This window comes from Streptomyces sp. NPDC043908, assembly GCF_056435525.1.
On record NZ_JBWKEI010000022.1, the window covers coordinates 1 to 17,842 of the forward strand.

Annotated in this window: 18 protein-coding genes and 1 tRNA gene; 6 read left to right on the forward strand and 13 right to left on the reverse strand. The window is 72.0% G+C overall.

The window, feature by feature from the left end:
• The first annotated feature begins 269 nt into the window (after positions 1 to 269).
• Together AC069K_RS32990 and AC069K_RS32995 are read left to right on the forward strand one after the other, a co-directional pair.
• On the forward strand, positions 270 to 1,802 hold the full coding sequence (locus tag AC069K_RS32990; RefSeq protein ID WP_478622280.1) for an MFS transporter: 1,533 nt from the start codon (positions 270 to 272) through the stop codon (positions 1,800 to 1,802).
• Between the two features lie 116 nt (positions 1,803 to 1,918).
• Positions 1,919 to 2,692, forward strand: coding sequence for a TetR/AcrR family transcriptional regulator (locus AC069K_RS32995; RefSeq protein ID WP_365104412.1), 774 nt, complete (start codon positions 1,919 to 1,921; stop codon positions 2,690 to 2,692).
• 115 nt (positions 2,693 to 2,807) lie between these two features.
• Here the strand turns inward: AC069K_RS32995 and AC069K_RS33000 are convergent, their stop codons facing one another.
• Positions 2,808 to 4,352 carry an MDR family MFS transporter gene (locus AC069K_RS33000; RefSeq protein ID WP_478622358.1) on the reverse strand — a complete coding sequence of 515 codons (1,545 nt, stop codon included), beginning with the start codon at positions 4,350 to 4,352 and terminating at the stop codon, positions 2,808 to 2,810.
• A 119-nt stretch (positions 4,353 to 4,471) separates the two neighbouring features.
• Positions 4,472 to 4,957 carry a MarR family winged helix-turn-helix transcriptional regulator gene (locus tag AC069K_RS33005; protein WP_365104409.1) on the reverse strand — a complete coding sequence of 162 codons (486 nt, stop codon included), beginning with the start codon at positions 4,955 to 4,957 and terminating at the stop codon, positions 4,472 to 4,474.
• Between the two features lie 292 nt (positions 4,958 to 5,249).
• On the opposite strand from AC069K_RS33005, the gene AC069K_RS33010 reads away from it, so the two are divergent.
• Positions 5,250 to 5,459, forward strand: a complete 210-nt coding sequence (locus AC069K_RS33010; RefSeq protein WP_358834851.1) for a hypothetical protein — start codon at positions 5,250 to 5,252, stop codon at positions 5,457 to 5,459.
• Positions 5,460 to 5,528: 69 nt separating this feature from the next.
• Here AC069K_RS33010 and AC069K_RS33015 read toward each other — a convergent pair whose 3' ends face one another.
• From AC069K_RS33015 to AC069K_RS33055, 9 genes are all read right to left on the reverse strand, one after another.
• Entirely contained in the window at positions 5,529 to 6,440 is a 912-nt protein-coding gene (locus AC069K_RS33015; protein ID WP_478622282.1) for a hypothetical protein, read from the reverse strand.
• 136 nt (positions 6,441 to 6,576) lie between these two features.
• A complete protein-coding gene (locus AC069K_RS33020; RefSeq protein ID WP_365104403.1) occupies positions 6,577 to 7,542 on the reverse strand; it encodes an RNA polymerase sigma factor SigF in 966 nt (321 codons plus the stop codon).
• Positions 7,543 to 7,776: 234 nt separating this feature from the next.
• Positions 7,777 to 8,628 carry an RNA polymerase sigma factor SigF gene (locus AC069K_RS33025; RefSeq protein ID WP_358836653.1) on the reverse strand — a complete coding sequence of 284 codons (852 nt, stop codon included), beginning with the start codon at positions 8,626 to 8,628 and terminating at the stop codon, positions 7,777 to 7,779.
• 236 nt (positions 8,629 to 8,864) lie between these two features.
• Positions 8,865 to 9,158, reverse strand: coding sequence for a Dabb family protein (locus AC069K_RS33030; RefSeq protein WP_365104400.1), 294 nt, complete (start codon positions 9,156 to 9,158; stop codon positions 8,865 to 8,867).
• Positions 9,159 to 9,222: 64 nt separating this feature from the next.
• Positions 9,223 to 9,384 (reverse strand): hypothetical protein, encoded by a 162-nt coding sequence (locus tag AC069K_RS33035; protein WP_358836655.1) that lies wholly within the window; start codon positions 9,382 to 9,384, stop codon positions 9,223 to 9,225.
• Positions 9,385 to 9,560: 176 nt separating this feature from the next.
• Positions 9,561 to 9,645: transfer RNA gene (locus AC069K_RS33040), tRNA-Ser, on the reverse strand.
• 124 nt (positions 9,646 to 9,769) lie between these two features.
• A complete protein-coding gene (tadA, locus tag AC069K_RS33045) occupies positions 9,770 to 10,198 on the reverse strand; it encodes a tRNA adenosine(34) deaminase TadA (protein WP_478622360.1) in 429 nt (142 codons plus the stop codon).
• A gap of 44 nt (positions 10,199 to 10,242) precedes the next feature.
• Complete coding sequence (locus AC069K_RS33050; protein WP_365104397.1) at positions 10,243 to 10,812, reverse strand: tRNA adenosine deaminase-associated protein; 570 nt, start codon at positions 10,810 to 10,812, stop codon at positions 10,243 to 10,245.
• Between the two features lie 122 nt (positions 10,813 to 10,934).
• Positions 10,935 to 11,129 (reverse strand): hypothetical protein, encoded by a 195-nt coding sequence (locus AC069K_RS33055; RefSeq protein ID WP_478622284.1) that lies wholly within the window; start codon positions 11,127 to 11,129, stop codon positions 10,935 to 10,937.
• A 110-nt stretch (positions 11,130 to 11,239) separates the two neighbouring features.
• Between AC069K_RS33055 and upp the strand changes: the two genes are divergently transcribed.
• Positions 11,240 to 11,875 (forward strand): uracil phosphoribosyltransferase, encoded by a 636-nt coding sequence (upp, locus tag AC069K_RS33060; protein WP_358836658.1) that lies wholly within the window; start codon positions 11,240 to 11,242, stop codon positions 11,873 to 11,875.
• Between the two features lie 116 nt (positions 11,876 to 11,991).
• On the opposite strand, the gene AC069K_RS33065 is transcribed toward upp, so the two are convergent.
• Both AC069K_RS33065 and AC069K_RS33070 read right to left on the reverse strand, forming a co-directional pair.
• The gene (locus AC069K_RS33065; protein WP_365104390.1) at positions 11,992 to 12,645 is read right to left on the reverse strand and encodes a LytR C-terminal domain-containing protein; all 654 of its coding nucleotides are present in this window, start codon (positions 12,643 to 12,645) and stop codon (positions 11,992 to 11,994) included.
• A gap of 147 nt (positions 12,646 to 12,792) precedes the next feature.
• On the reverse strand, positions 12,793 to 13,089 hold the full coding sequence (locus AC069K_RS33070) for a type II toxin-antitoxin system VapB family antitoxin (protein WP_053725882.1): 297 nt from the start codon (positions 13,087 to 13,089) through the stop codon (positions 12,793 to 12,795).
• Positions 13,090 to 13,185: 96 nt separating this feature from the next.
• Between AC069K_RS33070 and AC069K_RS33075 the strand changes: the two genes are divergently transcribed.
• Both AC069K_RS33075 and AC069K_RS33080 read left to right on the forward strand, forming a co-directional pair.
• Positions 13,186 to 14,799 (forward strand): helicase HerA-like domain-containing protein, encoded by a 1,614-nt coding sequence (locus AC069K_RS33075; protein WP_478622285.1) that lies wholly within the window; start codon positions 13,186 to 13,188, stop codon positions 14,797 to 14,799.
• An 803-nt stretch (positions 14,800 to 15,602) separates the two neighbouring features.
• The gene (locus AC069K_RS33080; RefSeq protein ID WP_478622287.1) at positions 15,603 to 17,834 is read left to right on the forward strand and encodes a terpene synthase family protein; all 2,232 of its coding nucleotides are present in this window, start codon (positions 15,603 to 15,605) and stop codon (positions 17,832 to 17,834) included.
• Positions 17,835 to 17,842 lie beyond the last annotated feature (8 nt).

Here is a 17,842-nt window from a genome sequence, read left to right on the forward strand (position 1 = left end):
GCGACAGGAGGGCGAGGGTGGTCAACACGGCCTTGCCCTCGGCGCCGTCCTCCGTTGTGCCTTGGGCTTCGAGCCGGCAGGGGGGGTGGGTGGCGGCGTTGTCCGGGGCCCCCCCCCCCCCCCCACCGGCCTTCCGGCGTACGGGCGCGACCGGGCCCGGGCGCCCGTGGGCACCCCGGCCCGGAAAAGCCCTTTACGCCGTACAAGAAGCTCCCTTACGGTGTACGACAACGTCCCCATACGCTGTACAACTCACCTAGGAGCCCCGCATGACGGCCCCGGTCGCCGACCCATCTGCCGCCCCCACCAGGCACCCGCAGCGCTGGCTGATCCTGGGTGTCATCTGTCTGGCGCAGCTCACCGTGCTGCTCGACAACACCGTCCTGAACGTCGCGATCCCCTCCCTGACCACCTCGGTCGGCGCCTCCACCGCCGACATCCAGTGGATGATCAACGCGTACTCGCTCGTCCAGTCCGGGCTGCTGCTCACCGCGGGCAGCGCCTCCGACCGGTACGGCCGCAAGAAGATGCTGGCGGCCGGGCTCACCCTCTTCGGCCTCGGCTCGCTGGCGGCCGGACTCTCCCAGAGCGCCGGGCAGTTGATCGCCGCCCGCGCCGGCATGGGCGTCGGCGGCGCGCTCCTGATGACCACCACCCTCGCCGTCGTCGTGCAGATCTTCGACGACGAGGAGCGGGTCAAGGCCATCGGACTGTGGGCCACGGTCAACTCGCTCGGCTTCGCCGCCGGGCCGCTGATCGGCGGCGTCATGCTCGACCACTTCTGGTGGGGCGCCATCTTCCTGGTCAACATCCCGGTCGCGGCGATCGGCCTGGTGGCCGTGCTCGCCCTGGTCCCGGAGTCCAAGAACCCGCTGGGCGACCGGCCCGACCTGCTCGGCGCGCTGCTCTCCACGGTCGGCATGACCGGCGTGGTGTACGCGATCATCTCCGGCCCCGGCCACGGCTGGACCTCGGCGCACGTGCTGGTCCCGGCCGCGGTGGGCCTGGTCTTCCTGGCCGCGTTCGCCCGCTGGGAGCTGTCGGTCCCGTACCCGATGCTGGACATGCACTTCTTCCGCAACCAGCGGTTCACCGGGGCGGTCGCGGGCTCGATCCTGGTCGCCTTCGGTATGGGCGGCTCGCTCTTCCTGCTCACCCAGCACCTCCAGTTCGTGCTCGGCTACGGGCCGTTGGAGGCGGGCCTGCGCACGGCGCCGCTGGCGCTGAGCGTGATCGTGCTGAACGTGGCGGGCGTCGGCGCGCGGCTGCTGCCCAAGCTGGGCACGCCCCGCACGATCGCGGTGGGCATGGCGGCGAACGCGGCGGGCCTCGCGGCGATAGCGCTGCTCGGCCGTGAGCACTACAGCGGGATGCTGCTGGGCCTGGTGGTGATGGGCGCGGGCATCGCCGTGTCGATGCCCGCCATGGCCAACACGCTGATGGGCGCGATCCCGCCGGAGAAGGCGGGCGTGGGCGCGGGCGTCAACGGCACGCTGGCGGAGTTCGGCAACGGGCTCGGCGTGGCCGTGCTCGGCGCGGTCCTCAACTCCCGCTTCGCCGCGCTGGTCCCGTCCGTGGTGGGCGCGGCCTCGCTCCCGGCGGCGCTGGCGGCGGCGGACGGTGACGCCGAGCGCGCCCGGATCTCGGACGCGTTCGCGTCGGGCCTGCAGACCAGTCAGCTGGTCGGCGCGGTGGCGGTCCTCGCGGGCGGCCTGCTCGCCGCGGCCCTGCTGGCCCGGGCGGAACGCGGTGGCGGCGACGGGGCCCCGGCGCCCGCGCCGCAGGCCGCGCCCGCGGCATAGCATCGGAGCGGTGGCCGGCGGAGGATGACATTCCGCCGGCCGCTGTGGCCGATGCGGCACGAACGGCGTACGACATGTGTACGTACAGTCCGACGACCCGACGAGGAGGGCACGCCATGGTGTCGGCAGCCGAGCGCGCGAAGAACCCGATGCGGACCAGCGTGTGGCTGACGGCCGGCAGGTCCGCGGGCCGGACCCGGCGGGCCGGGCAGCCGGCCGCCGCGCTCGACCGGGACCGGATCGTCACGGAGTCGGTCCGGCTCCTCGACAGCGAGGGCGCGGCGAAGTTCTCCATGCGGCGCCTCGCGGCCGAGCTCGGGGTCACCGCGATGTCCCTGTACTGGTACGTGGACACCAAGGACGACCTGCTCGAGCTCGCCATGGACGCGGTCGCCGCCGAGGTGCCGGTCCCGGACGTCGATGAGGAGGACGCCGACTGGCGCGACCAGATCCGCGCCCTGGCGGTCGGCTACCGGGCGATGCTCGTCCGCCACCCCTGGGTGTCCCCGCTGATGGGCCGCTATCTGAACATCGGCCCGAACTTCCTGGCCTTCTCCGTCGCCGCCCAGACGGTCATGGCCCGCAGCGGACTGCCGCAGCACGGGGTGACCGGCGGCCTGTCGGCGGTGTTCCAGTTCGTGTACGGATTCGGCACCATCGAGGGCCAGTTCGTCGCGCGGTGCGCGGAGGCCGGGGTCACCGAGGACGAGTACTTCGCGCAGGCGATGGGCACCGTACGCGAACGTCCCGAGCTGCACGAGCAGTTCGCCATGGCGGAGGAGCTCATGGAGGCCCGGGGCGGGGACACGGTGGCGGAGATGCGCGAGCGGGACTTCGTCTTCGCGCTGGACCTGCTGATCGCGGGGATCGAGGCGAAGCGGGAGGGGTAGCACGAAGGGGCCCACGCGCGGCGCGCGTGGGCCCCTTCGCGGGGGAGTGGGGCGACGGGCCGTCCCCTGCCCGCCGCCCCGGTATCGGGTGCCTCCGCTCGGGACACCCGAGCTTCTAGGAGGCCGGGGCCTTCTCCTGCTCCGCGGGCGCCGCCGGGGCCGTCGCGCGGGACTTCAGCGCGACCTCCTTGATGAACAGCGTCACGAAGAAGGCGAGCAGGGCGCACGGCGCCGCGTAGAGGAAGACGTCCGCCACACCGTGGCCGTACGCGCTCTCCACCACCGTCCGCAGCGGCGCGGGCATCTTGTCGAGGTCCGGGATGCCGCCGCCACCGCCGCCCTGGGCGAGAGCCGCGCCCTTGGGGCCGAGGTCGGCCAGGCCGTCCTTGACGTAGTGGGTGACCCGGTTCGCCATCACGGCGCCCAGGGCGGAGACGCCGACCGCACCGCCGAGCGAGCGGAAGAACGTCACCACGGACGAGGCCGAGCCGAGGTCGGCCGCGGAGACCTGGTTCTGCGTGCACAGCACCAGGTTCTGCATCATCATGCCGATGCCGAGGCCCATCAGCGCCATGTAGATCGCCAGCTGCCAGTACGCGGTGTCGTACCGCATCGTGCCGAGCAGTGCGAGCCCGGCCGTCACCAGCACACCACCGCTGACCAGCCACGCCTTCCAGCGCCCGGTCTTGGTGATGACCTGGCCGGAGACCGTGGAGGAGACGAACAGACCGGCGATCATCGGGATGGTCAGGACCCCGGACATGGTCGGGGACTCGCCGCGGGCCAGCTGGAAGTACTGGCTGAAGAACACCGTGCCGGAGAACATCGCCACACCCACGAAGAGCGAGGCCAGCGACGCCAGGGTGATCGTCCGGTTGCGGAACAGCCGCAGCGGGATGATCGGCTCGGACGCCCGCGACTCCACGTAAACGAAGAGCGCGCCCAGCAGCACCGAGCCGCCGACCATCGCCGCCGTCTGCCAGGAGATCCAGTCGTACTTGTCGCCCGCGAACGTCACCCACACGAGGAGCAGCGAGACCGCCGCGCTGATGAAGAGCGCGCCCGCCCAGTCGACCTTGACCTCGCGCCGGACCACCGGCAGCTTCAGCGTCTTCTGGAGCACGATCAGGGCGATGACCGCGAAGGGCACGCCCACGTAGAAGCACCAGCGCCAGCCGAGCCACTCGGTGTCCGTGATGACGCCGCCGAGCAGCGGTCCGCCGACCGTCGCGACCGCGAACGTGGCACCGAGGTAGCCGCTGTACCGGCCGCGCTCACGCGGGGCGATCATCGCGGCCATGATGATCTGGGCGAGCGCGGAGAGACCGCCGACGCCGATGCCCTGGACGACGCGGCAGGCGATCAGCATGCCCGCGTTCTGGGAGAGCCCGGCGACCACCGAACCGCTGACGTAGACGACCAGGGCTATCTGGACCAGCAACTTCTTGCTGAAGAGGTCGGAGAGCTTGCCCCACAGCGGGGTGGTCGCGGTCATCGCCAGGAGCGAGGCCGTGACGACCCAGGTGTACGCGGACTGGCCGCCGCCCAGATCGCCGATGATCTGCGGAAGGGCGTTGGAGACGATCGTCGAGGACAGGATGGCGACGAACATGCCGAGCAGCAGCCCGGACAGCGCCTCCATGATCTGCCGGTGGGTCATCGGCGCGCCGCCGTCGGGCCCCTGGTGGGGGTGCCCGCCCTGGGCGGTGCTGCCGTCCCGCACACCGGCCGGTGTGGATGTAGCCATGAACTTCCTTCTCTTCTACGTCTGGTGGGCCGTTACGCCTGTCGCGCGGCGGGTGTACGGGTGAGCGGCGCGGGATGGATCAAACGTTCCTCGCGGCAGTCGAAGCTCTCTCTGAGCCGCGCGAGCATGACGGTCAGCTGTCCGACCTCGTCGTCGGACCAGTCCCGCAGGGTCCGGGCGAACATCTCCGCGGTGCGCCGCCCGAGCTCGTCGAGCATGTCCCGGCCGGCGGGGGTGAGCCGCAGGATGCGGGAGCGCTTGTCCAGCGGGTCCGGGTCGCGCTCGATCCAGCCGCGTGCGGCCACATGGGTGACATGGCGGCTGGTCACCGACATGTCCACGTCGAGCAGTTCGGCGAGCCTGCTGATGCGCATCTCGCCGTGGCGGCCGAGGAGGGTGAGCACGGCGGCCGAGCCGGCCGGGCACTCGGCCGGCAGGATCCGCCCGAGCCCGCGCTTGACGGCCCCGATGGCGCTGAGCTGTCGGGCGAGCTCCTCGTAGTGGCTCTGCGAGGCCATCGGGCTCCTCCGGTCCGGGCGACACTGCTCCGCCGATCTTGTTGCTTAGGGCAACCATAGAGGTGATTGGTTGCTGAAGGCAAGTGAATCGGTAGGGGGCCGGGCAAAGTAAACGCAAAGGGTTCGCATGTGGGAAGTCAATGCGCAGGTCAGGGCGGGTCGGGGTGCGGGTGCGGGCCTCCTGGCGGGGGCGGGCGGCCGGTGTGCGGGCGCGGTGAGCGTGGGGTGTGCGTGCCCGCGTGCGCGGGGGCGGGGGTTGGGCGGGCCCCGGGACTTCGCTAGGGTCCGGTGCATGGCACACAACACCCCGGGCCCCGAGGGCAACTACGACCCCGCGGGCAGCACGCAGATGTTCCGCGCCTTCGTCGACGAGGGCGCCCCGCAGGGCCGCCAGGCGGCCACCCCCGCCGCGACGCCGGCCGGTCCGCGCGTCGGCCTGATCGTGGGCGTCGTCCTCGTCCTCGCCGTTCTGGCGGGCGTCGCCTGGCTCGCGCTGGGCTGAGCCCCTGCGGAGCCGAGCCCGCTCCGGGCCGGGTCCGCCCTTTCCGGTACCCCTTCGAGGCCCGTTCGGTCACCGCCAGTCGGCGGTCACCGAGCGGGTCTCGATGTGCATGCCCAGCGGTACGCGCCAGGCGTCCACGCAAACCCGGTACGTACGGGAGGCCGCCGCGCCCGCCGGGACCGGGGCGAGGGGCCGGGTGGAGGTGAGGGTGGCCCAGTCGACGCCGAGCAGCCCGATGACGTGCGTGGCGAAGGTGAGCGTGCCCGAGGCCACGGGGGTGCCGCCGGTGTTGCGGAGCGGGACGGTGACGGATTCGCACCAGCGGGCGGTCGGGTCGGGGGTCCGGGTCGGGACGCCGACGGTCAGGGCGGCGGGGGCGGGAGCCGAGGGGCCGGGGGAGGTGCTTCCGGTGCTCCCCGTACTTCCGGTGCCCCCTGTGCTCCCTGTGCTTCCGGTGCCGCCGTCCGCGGGGCCGCCGGTGCCGCCGCCCGTGCTGGCGCCTGTGCCGCCGGTGGTGCCGCCGGCGCCTCCGCCTGTCGTGGTTCCCGGGGCTCCGCCTCCGGTCGTGCCGCCTCCGCCGGGCGTCGGGTCGTTGCCGCCTCCGCCCGTGGTGCCCGTACCGCCCGTGCCGGGTGCCGGGCCGGTCGTACTCCCGTCCGGGGTGGTGCCGCCTCCGTCCCCGGCGCCTCCGCCGGGCGCCGGGGCGCGGCCGCCGTCGCGGGCGGAGGGGGCGCCGGGGGCGGAACGGCCGGGTGCGGCCCCGTCTCCTCGGGGCGCGCCCGCTCCCCCGGCCCCGTCCAGCGGGATGAGCTCCACCCCGCCGTGGGGCGGGACGGGCCCGCTCGGCGTGGCCTCCGGTCCGGAACCGGCCGCTCCCACGGCCACATAGGGCTTTCCGCCCTCTCCGCCGCAGGCGGCCAGCGCGCCGCCCAGGGCGAGTGTGGCCGCCGCCGATACACCGATCAACGCAGCACGTCGCATCGGGCCAGTGTTGCTGACGACCCGTCAAATGGGAACACGGCAGCGGGACCGGGACCGGGCGCCCGGCGGGAGCAGCTCCGCAGGAGCACCCCGCAGGAGCGGCCCCGCGTGAACGGAGCCGCCGGGCAGCCGGTGCCTAGTCCGCGATCAGGCCCTCCCGCAGCTGCGCCAGCGTCCTGGTCAGCAGACGGGAGACGTGCATCTGGGAGATGCCGACCTCCTCGCCGATCTGGGACTGCGTCATGTTCGCGAAGAAGCGGAGCATGATGATCTGGCGTTCGCGCGGCGGGAGTTTGGCCAGGAGCGGCTTGAGGGACTCGCGGTACTCCACGCCCTCGAGGGCGGCGTCCTCGTAGCCGAGGCGGTCCGCGAGGGAGCCCTCGCCGCCGTCGTCCTCGGGGGAGGGGGAGTCGAGCGAGGAGGCCGTGTACGCGTTGCCGACCGCGAGGCCGTCCACCACGTCCTCCTCCGAGACGCCGAGGACCGCGGCGAGCTCCGGAACCGTCGGGGAGCGGTCGAGCTTCTGGGCCAGCTCGTCGCTCGCCTTGGTCAGGGCCAGACGCAGCTCCTGGAGGCGGCGCGGGACCCGGACCGACCACGAGGTGTCGCGGAAGAAGCGCTTGATCTCACCGACCACCGTCGGCATGGCGAAGGTCGGGAACTCCACGCCCCGCTCGCAGTCGAAGCGGTCGATCGCCTTGATCAGGCCGATCGTGCCGACCTGGACGATGTCCTCCATCGGCTCGTTGCGGGAGCGGAAGCGCGCCGCCGCGTACCGCACCAGCGGCAGGTTGAGCTCGATCAGGGTGTCGCGTACGTACGTACGCTCCGGGCTCTCGGCGCCGCCCAGCGCGGCCAGCCGCAGGAACAGGGAGCGGGAGAGCGTGCGGGTGTCCAGCGGTTCGTGGGAGCCCGTGGTGCCCGCTGCCTCCCGCCGGGGGGCGGTGAGGGGGGCCGTGGGGCCCGCGGAGTCGAGCGCCTCGGGGGAGCCGGGCACGGCGCAGATGTCGATGACTTCCGAGCTCATCGGCACATCGGGTGCGGGCACGCTCTTCATGAGCGTCAGTACCTGCACCTTTGAGCTGCCCTGTTCTGCGGACATGCCACCCCCTTGAGGTCGCGGACGGTCGCGGTGGCCACGACCATCGGAGGAACGCAGCCTCCACCTGAATACCGGAGGCGGAGCTGCGGCAAACGCGGTTCCTGCAGAATGTCACAAGTCGGCAACACGCTGTAGTGACATGTCGACAAGTCCGGCACGGATACGCGCAGTTAGCAGGGGGTGTGCCGATGTCACTCGCGGATTGTTCACCCAAAGGTGGATCACCCGATCCGGTTACGCCTCGATTCGATTTGCGGATCGCAGTCGGGCGAAGCTCCTGGCCAGCAGCCTGGACACGTGCATCTGGGAGACCCCCAGCTCCTGGCTGATCTGGGACTGCGTCAGATTGCTGTAGTAGCGCAGCATCAGAATCCGCTGCTCGCGTTCGGGCAGCTGTACGAGGAGGTGGCGGACCAGGTCCCGGTGCTCCACGCCGGCCAGCGCCGGGTCCTCGTATCCCAGCCGGTCGAGCAGGCCCGGCAGTCCGTCGCCCTCCTGGGCGGCCTCCAGGGAGGTCGCGTGGTACGAGCGCCCCGCCTCGATGCAGGCGAGCACCTCGTCCTCGCCGATCTTCAGCCGGTCGGCGATCTCGGCGGTCGTCGGCGAGCGGCCGTGCAGCGTCGTCAGGTCCTCGGTGGCCCCGTTGACCTGCACCCACAGCTCGTGGAGGCGGCGCGGGACGTGGACGGTGCGGACGTTGTCGCGGAAGTACCGCTTGATCTCGCCGACCACCGTCGGCATGGCGAAGGTCGGGAACTGCACCCCGCGCTCGGGGTCGAAGCGGTCGATGGCGTTGATCAGACCGATCGTGCCGACCTGGACCACGTCCTCCATCGGCTCGTTGCGGGAGCGGAAGCGCGCCGCCGCGTACCGCACCAGCGGCAGGTTCGCCTCGATCAGCGCCCCGCGCACCCGGTGGTGCTCCGGCGTGCCCGGCTCCAGGCCCTTGAGCTGCCCGAAGAGCACCTGGGTGAGCGCCCGGGTGTCCGCGCCCCGGCTGCTGGTGCGGACGGGGACCCGGTGGCTCTCGACGGCCTCCTGGGGCTCGTTCTGGGGCGGCACTTGAGGTGCGGTACTGGCCGGCACGGTCAACGCCACCCCTTTGAGGTCACTGCGTGGTCAAGGTCGCGGTCAACTTCGGTCGAACCATCGTCGACTCATCCGTCAAAAGCGGTCATAGCATCACAAGACATGTCCACTGTGTGCAAGCACCGTATAACCACGTGTTGGGGGCAAGTTGGGCATAAACCCCACCCGGCGCCCGTTCCCGGGCATGCGGAGGGCCCCGCACCCGGTGGTGCGGGGCCCTGTCGCGCGGCCGGTCAGAACGGGTAGTCGGCGATCACCCAGGTGGCGAACTCGCGCCACTGCGCGGCGGCGGCCTGGTGGGCCGGGTGCTCGATGTAGCGCTTCAGCGCGTCCGCGTCCTCGACCGCCGAGTTGATGGCGAAGTCGTACGCGATGGGCCGGTCGGTGATGTTCCAGGCGCACTCCCAGAACCTCAGCTCGGGGACGAGCCCGTCCAGTTCCTCGAACGCCTTCACCCCGGCGGCCACCCGCGCCTCGTCGCGGGCCACGCCCTCGTTGAGCTTGAAGAGGACCAGATGGCGGATCATGTGTGCTCCTTGCCGTACGTACGTGTCAGCGCCCGCGCCGATCGTACGAGCCGTGCGGTGCGGCTCAGCGGACCAGTTCGGTCATGAACTGGCCGATGCCCTTGGCGGCGGAGGAGATCCCCACGAACCCCGTCTGGACCATCCCCGCGGCCTCCACGGGCGAGGTGATGATCGTGTACAGCACGAAGACGACCGCGCAGTAGAGCAGCACCTTCTTCACGTCCACGTGCGTGCACCCTCCCCGGCTCCCCTGTGCGCTCGCGTGAGTCTAACCAACACCCGTTCCCCCGTCCCCACCTTGTTCGCAAGGACCCGCGCGGCCCACGAGCACCACGCGTCCCCGGGGGAACGGCTCCCGGGGACGCACGAAGGGCCCCGACGCTGTCGGGGCCCTTCCAAGAGCGGTAGCGGAGGGATTTGAACCCTCGGTGACTTGCGCCACACTCGCTTTCGAGGCGAGCTCCTTCGGCCGCTCGGACACGCTACCGAGAGAGAGCTTAGCCCAAGGTGGCCCGTGGTTCGAAATCCGTGGGCGGCGGCCGGGGTGAGACGTGGGTCACGGGCCTCCCGCGGCCCCGCCGACGACCCGTCCGCACCCGGCCGGCGGCCCCTCAGCGCTCCCGGAAGAACGCCGTCAGCTGACGGGAGCACTCCTCTTCCAGGACGCCCTGGACCACCTCGGGGCGGTGGTTGAGCCGCCGGTCGCGCACCAGGTCCCACAGGGACCCGGCCGCGCCCGCCTTCTCGTCGCGCGCCCCGTACACGACCCGTTCCACCCGGGACTGCACCAGCGCGCCCGCGCACATGACGCACGGCTCCAGGGTCACCACGAGCGTGCACCCGGTCAGCCGCCACTCGCCGGTCCTCCCGGCCGCCCGCCGCAGCGCGACGATCTCCGCGTGCCCCGTGGGGTCGCCGGTGATCTCCCGCTCGTTGTGGGCGGTGGCGAGCACCTCGCCGGCCGCGGACAGCACGACGGCGCCGACCGGCACGTCACCGGCCAGCGCGGCCCGCCCGGCCTCCCCCAGGGCGGTCCGCATCGGCTCCGCCCAGGGGTCGCGTACGGGATCGTGCGCCTCGGCCACTAGCGCACGGCCTCCAGCACCTCGGCCGCTCCGAGCACGTCGGCGATCTCCACCAGCGCGTCCGTGTCGAGCGTGAGCAGCTGGCCCTCGCTCACGCCGAGGTCGGCGAGGATCGCGGTGTCCCCGACCGGGCCTGCGGGCACCGGGTCGAGGGCCTCCACGGCTTCGTCGTCCGGTTCCTCCTGTTCGTCGAGGTCGCCGTCCTCCGTGCCGTCGAGGTCCAGCGCGTCCAGATCGGCGACGCTGTCGTCGGCGGCCGGATCCCGGCCGAGCAGTTCGTCGGTGAGGAGGATCTCCCCGTACGAGGAACGGGCGGCGGCTGCGGCGTTGGAGACGTAGATGCGCGGATCCTCCTCGCCGTCCACCCGAACGACGCCGAACCAGACATCCTCCTGCTCGATGAAGACGAGCACCGTGTCGTCGGCCCCGTCGGCCGTGGCCTCCCGGGCCAGGTCGGCGAGATCGGCGAGGGTCTCCACATCGTCGAGCTCCGTGTCGCTCGCTTCCCACCCGTCTTCGGTGCGCGCGAGCAGTGCGGCGAAGTACACCGTGACTCTCCCACTGGTCATAGGCGTGCCGGTTGGGGGTCCCCCCGGCCGTGGCTTCCCTGGAATCGTTGCAGAAACAACGCCGTTGCGAGAGTTCTTCCGCGGTTGCGTTTCTCCCGGCGCCGCGCTGGTCCGGTTCTGGGTCACCAGCGGAAGGTTCGCATGCGCATGGCCTGGCGCATACGGGCCGCGCGGGCGCGGCGGGGCTGGACGCGATCGCGCAGGGCCTTGGCCTCGTGCAGCTCACGCAGGAACTGGGCGCGCCGGCGCCGCCGCTCCGCGTCGGTCTCGGGCCGCGCGTCGCCCTGTTCGTCCCTGTCGTGCTGCTTGTCCGTCATGAGTGGGCACCGCCCCGGGTGTGTCAGTCCCTCCCACCTTCCCCCGGGTGGGTGGTTTGATGCCAGCGCTCACGGCGCGGGCGGGCCGTCGGCCCGGTTACTGTGGGGTTATGCGTCTCCACGTCGTCGACCACCCCCTGGTCGCCCACAAGCTCACCACCCTGCGCGACAAGCGCACCGACTCGCCGACCTTCCGGCGCCTCGCCGACGAGCTGGTCACCCTGCTCGCGTACGAGGCCACGCGCGACGTGCGCACCGAGCAGGTCGACATCGAGACCCCGGTGACCCCGACGACGGGCGTGAAGCTCTCGTACCCGCGCCCGCTGGTCGTCCCGATCCTGCGGGCGGGCCTGGGCATGCTGGACGGCATGGTCCGGCTGCTGCCGACCGCCGAGGTGGGCTTCCTGGGCATGATCCGCAACGAGGAGACCCTGGAGGCCTCCACGTACGCGACGCGCATGCCGGAGGACCTCTCGGGCCGCCAGGTCTACGTCCTGGACCCGATGCTGGCCACGGGCGGCACGCTGGTCGCCGCGATCAAGGAGCTCATCCGGCGCGGCGCGGACGACGTGACGGCGGTCGTCCTGCTGGCCGCGCCCGAGGGCGTCGAGGTCATGGAGCGGGAGCTGGCGGGGACGCCGGTGACCGTGGTGACGGCGTCGGTGGACGAGCGGCTCAACGAGCACGGGTACATCGTGCCGGGTCTCGGCGACGCGGGGGACCGCATGTACGGGACGGCCGACTAGCCGCCACGTACGGGACGGCCGACTGGCCGGCCGGGCTCTTCCCGGGGGCGCTGCTCCCGGCAGGCCCCCCGGACCGTTCACCGGTCCGGGGGGCTTTCCGCTGCCCGCGCGCGGGGCTAACAGGTGGTGGGGGCCGGGAGGGGCTTGCCGAGGGCGGACAGGGCCGTCGCCGCCTGCTGCGCCGGGTCCAGCGCCTGGAAGGTGGAGCCCAGGATGAGGTCGACGTCCGGCGTCGTCCGGGCGTCCGTCTTCTGCGCCGCGCCCTTCAGCTGCGTCCCCAGGACGGAGAAGGCACCCCGGGTCGCCCCGGGAGCGCCCAGCAGTATCCCGTTCCCGGTGACCTTCTTGTCGTACTCGGCCGGGGCGTTGCCCACCTTGCCGATGGCGAAGCCGCGCTTCTTCAGCTCGTCCGCGGTGTCCTTGGCCAGCCCGCCCCGCGGTGTCGCGTTGTAGACGTTCACCGTGATCTGGGCGGGCTTGGGCAGCGCGGCGGCCGCGGCCGGGGCGGCGGAGGGGGAGGACGAGGACGAGGGCGATGGACGCGGCGTGCAGTCGTGCTTCGCGCCGGCCGTCTTCTTCTTCGCGCCGTCCGACCCACCGAAGACGTCGATGAGCTGGACCGTCCCCCAGCCGATCAGCCCGAGGACCACGACGGCGGCGACGGCCGCGAGCAGAAGCCGGCCGCGTCGGCGGGGGCGACGCATCCGCGGGTACTTGTCGCCCGTGATGCGGTACTTTCCGCCCATGCCGGGGGGAGTGAGCATGCTCATGTGCGCAGCGTAGTGCGGCCCGGTGACGATGCCTACTAAATGATCAATGGATAGCGCCCGTATGAGCGGTAAAGAGCCCGAAAGGATCAGTACGGACCGGTCCGTACGGGGTGCCCGGGCCCTCGGCGGGGGGCCGGACCGGGCCCGTCAGTCCATTTCCAGGACGCGCGCGTGCAGCACCTGGCGCTGCTGGAGCGCCGCCCGTACCGCCCGGTGCAGCCCGTCCTCCAGGTAGAGGTCGCCCTGCCACTTCACGACGTGCGCGAAGAGGTCGCCGTAGAACGTGGAGTCCTCCGCGAGCAGGGTCTCCAGGTCGAGCTGACCCTTCGTGGTGACGAGCTGATCGAGCCGGACCGGGCGCGGCGCGACGTCCGCCCACTGCCGGGTGCTTTCCCGGCCGTGGTCGGGGTACGGCCGCCCGCTTCCGATGCGCTTGAAGATCACACGGAAAGCCTACCGGGCAAGCGGCTCCGGGCGCAGCCATGGTGCGTGAGTGCGATCCTTGGGCAAGTGCCGCATTCCCGACATTGGGGGCTCGCCATGACCGACAGCGACGACGCCGCCACCTCCGCCGCTCCGTCCGGCGACGCACCCCCCGGTGACGCGTCTCCCGGCGACGCCTCCTCCGTCGCCCTTCCGCCTCCCGTCGCCGCGATCGCCACCGGGTACGCCTTCACCGGCCCCGCCCTGGAGCTCGGCGCCGCGCTCTGGGAGGGGCACTGCCACCCGGAGGCGCCGGTCCGCATCCCGCTGGCCGTGCTCAACCGGCACGGCCTGGTCGCCGGGGCCACCGGCACCGGCAAGACCAAGACGCTCCAGCTCATCGCCGAACAGCTCTCCGCGAACGGCGTGCCGGTCTTCCTCGCCGACGTGAAGGGCGACGTCTCCGGGATCTCCGCGCCCGGCCAGGACGGCGAGAAGGTGCGGCAGCGGGCGGCGGAGGTCGGCCAGGAGTGGGAGGCGGCCGGCTACCCCTGCGAGTTCTACGCGCTCGGCGGCATCGGCACCGGCATTCCCGTGCGCGCCACGGTCACCGGCTTCGGACCGGTGCTGCTGTCCAAGGTGCTCCAGCTCAACCAGACCCAGGAGCAGTCGCTCGGCCTGATCTTCCACTACGCCGACTCCAAGGGCCTGGAGCTGTACGACCTGAAGGACCTCAAGGCGGTCACCGCCTTCCTCGTCTCCGACGTGGGCAAGCCGGAGCTGAAGGGGATCGGCGGACTGTCCTCGGTGACCGCCGGGGTGATCCTGCGGGCGATCACCGCCTTCGAGCAGCAGGGCGCGAACGCGTTCTTCGGCGAGCCGGAGTTCGACGTGAGCGAGTTGCTCCGGCCGGCGCCGGACGGGCGGGGGCTGGTGTCCGTACTGGAGCTCCCGGCCGTCCAGGACAAGCCCCACCTCTTCTCCACCTTCCTGATGTGGCTGCTGGCGGAGCTGTTCAACGGGCTGCCGGAGGTGGGGGACGTGGACCGGCCCAAGCTGGTCTTCTTCTTCGACGAGGCGCATCTGCTGTTCGGCGGGGCGTCGAAGGCGTTCCTGGAGTCGATCACGCAGACGGTGCGGCTGATCCGCTCGAAGGGAGTCGGGATCTTCTTCGTGACGCAGACGCCGAAGGACGTGCCCTCCGACGTGCTGGGCCAGCTCGGCAACCGCGTGCAGCACGCGCTGCGGGCGTTCACCCCGGACGATGAGAAGGCGCTGCGGGCGACGGTACGGACGTTCCCGAAGTCACCGTACGACTTGGAGGAGGTGCTCACCGGGCTCGGCACGGGCGAGGCGGTGGTCACGGTCCTGAGCGAGAAGGGCGCGCCGACGCCGGTGGCGGCGACGCGGCTGCGGGCGCCGGGGTCGCTGATGGGGCCGGTGCCGGAGGAGGAACTCGACCGGGCGGTCCGGGCTTCGCCGCTGTACGGGCGGTACGCGGAGGCGGTGGACCGGGAGTCGGCGTTCGAGAAGTTGGCGGAGGTGCCGCCTGCGGCGGGGGTGCCGGAGGTGCCGGAAGCGGTGGAGGTGCCTCGGGGGAAGGGGGAGAAGTCGTTGGCGGAGCAGGTGGTGGGGAGTGGGGTGTTCCGGTCGCTGGCGCGGTCTGTGGGGTCGCAGTTGGGGCGGGAGATCACACGATCGCTGTTCGGGACGCGGAGACGGCGCCGCTGAGCCACGGGCGGGATTCCCCCACCCCGCCCCTTCCCGAAACCCTCCGGGGGCGAGAGGGGGGCTCCGCCCCGGGGGCCCGCCGTCCCCCTGCGGACCCTGCCGGGCCACTCGCGCAGTTCCCCGCGCCCCCAGGCCCTTGCGGGCCTGCGCCCCGACCCCCTCTTTCGCCCGCGGACCGTGCTGGGTTGCTCGCGCAGTTCCCCGCGCCCCTAACTACCCAGGGGCGCGGGGAACGGCGCGCTCAGCCACAGACAACCTTCAGACGACCACCGACCCCTTAAGGGGCGCGGGGAACTGCGCGACCAGCCGTCCACCGGCCCGCAGTCGAAGTCCGGGCCGAAAAGGGGCGCGGGGAACTGCGCGAGCAACCACCACCGGTCCGCAGACAACCGCCGACCCCTTGAGGGGCGCGGGGAACTGCGCGAGCAACCGTCCACCGGCCCGCAGACGAACCCCCGGCCGAAAAGGGGCGCGGGGAACTGCGCGAGCAACCGTCCACCGGCCCGCAGACGAACCCCCGGCCGAAAAGGGGCGCGGGGAACTGCGCGAGCAACCACCCACCGGCCCGCAGTCGATCCCCCGGCCGATCAGGGGCGCGGGGAACTGCGCGAGCAACCGCCCACCGGCCCGCAGTCGAAGTCCGGGCCCTGCGCGAGCAGCCCCCCGCGCCGAATCGGCACCCCCGTTCGGGTTTCGGCGGGGACTCACACGTTCGTATGACGCCGCCCCGCCCCACCGGACTTCCCCCCGCCACCCCGGGTACTGCTGGAGTCGGCCAACTGGTCGTATCAGGAGGGGAACCCGTGACGCAGCCGTTCGTTCTGCCGGACTTCTACATGCCGTATCCGGCCCGGCTCAATCCCCATCTGGAGGCCGCCCGGGTCCACTCCCGCGCGTGGGCCCGCGAGAGGGGCATGCTGGAGGGGTCCGGCGTCTGGGAGCAGCGCGACCTCGACGCCCACGACTACGCGCTGCTCTGCTCGTACACCCACCCCGACTGCGACGCCGAAGCCCTCTCCCTCGTCACCGACTGGTACGTGTGGGTGTTCTTCTTCGACGACCACTTCCTGGAGGAGTTCAAACGGACCCAGGACCTCGCGGGGGCGCGGGCGTATCTGGACCGGCTGCCGGCGTTCATGCCGATGGATCTCGCGGACGGCTTCCCGGAGCCCGCCAACCCGGTGGAGGCGGGGCTCGCCGACCTGTGGGCGCGGACCGTGCCGAGCATGTCGCACGGCTGGCGGGAACGGTTCGCCGAGTCCACCCGCAACCTCCTCGACGAGTCGATGTGGGAGCTCGTCAACATCGACGAGGGGCGGATCGCCAACCCGGTCGAGTACATCGAGATGCGGCGGAAGGTCGGCGGCGCCCCCTGGTCGGCGGGGATCGTCGAGTACGCGGCCAACGCCGAGATCCCGTCTGCCGTGGCCGGCTCCCGGCCCCTGCGCGTGCTCACCGACGCCTTCGCCGACGGCGTCCACCTGCGCAACGACCTCTTCTCCTACCAGCGGGAGGTGGAGGACGAGGGGGAGCTGAGCAACGGGGTCCTCGTCCTGGAGACGTTCCTGGGGTGCACCACCCAGGAGGCCGCCGAGACCGTCAACGACCTGCTGACCTCCCGCCTCCAGCAGTTCGAGAACACCGCGCTCACCGAGGTCCCGGCGCTCTGCCTGGACAAGGGCCTCGACCCCGAGGAGTGCGCGCGGATCGCCGCGTACGTGAAAGGCCTCCAGGACTGGCAGTCCGGCGGCCACGAGTGGCACATGCGCTCCAGCCGGTACATGAACGAGGAGGCGCGCGGGCGCGAACCGGCGGTCGCCGGGGTCCTCGGCACCTCCGCGCTGGACGTGCGGAACCTCTTCGGGCGCCCCGCGGCGGCCCGGCTGCGCAGCCACACCCATGTGCCGTTCCAGCGCGTCGGCCCGTCCGTGCTCCCCGACTTCGACGTTCCCTTCCCCCTCACCCTCAGCCCGCACTGGAAGGACGCGCGAGAGCGGTCCGTCGCCTGGGCCGGGCGGCACGGACTGCTCGACGACATCTGGGACGAACAGAAGCTCCTCGGCTACGACTTCGCGCTCTGCTCGGCCGGCCTCGACCCCGACGCCACCCCCGAGGAGCTGGAACTGCACGCCGAGTGGCTGACCTGGGGAACGTATGGGGACGACTACTACCCGCTGCGGTACGGGCGTTCGGGCGACCTAGCCGGAGCGCGCCTGGCGCACGAGCGCCTGCTGCGGGTGATGGACCCCGTGGACCCGGCCGCCGGGGCGGCGCTCGCGGTGACCCCGATGGAACGGTCGCTCGCCGATCTCTGGCAGCGCACGGCGTGCCCGATGTCACCGCGGGGACGGCAGGAGTTCCGCGACGCGGTGGAGGCGATGCTGGAGAGCTGGCTGTGGGAGCTGCTGAACCAGCACCAGCACCGGATCCCCGACCCGGTCGACTACCTGGAGATGCGCCGGTTCACCTTCGGCTCCCACCTCACCGCCGCCCTGGGCAGGATGCGGCACACCGACGCGCTGCCCAAGGCCCTGTTCCGGTCGAGCACGATGACGGCCCTGGAGAACGCCGTCATGGACTACGGGATGCTGATCAACGACTTCTTCTCGTACCAGAAGGAGATCGAGTACGAGGGGGAGCTGCACAACCTGCTCCTGGTCGTGCAGCGCTTCTTCGCCTGCGACTACCCGGCGGCCGTGCGCGTCGTCGACGACCTCGTGCGCTCCCGGCTGCGCCAGTTCCAGCACCTCAAGGAGCACGCGGTCCCGCTGCTGTACGAGGAGTTCGCGCTCGACGCCGACGGGCGGGCGGCGCTGGACGCCTACATCCGGGAGTGGGAGGACTGGATCGCCGGGATCCTCCACTGGCACCGGGGCGCGCGCCGCTACGGCGAGGAGGCGCTGCGGGGCGGGTCGCTGCCGAACGTGGTCCCCTCGGTGCTCGGCGCCGGCGGCCTCGGCACGGCCGCGCTGCGGTTCGCCCAGCTCGTGGCGGGGCACCCGGCGGCACCGGTGGCGGGGCCGTCAGGGGCGTGATCGACTCT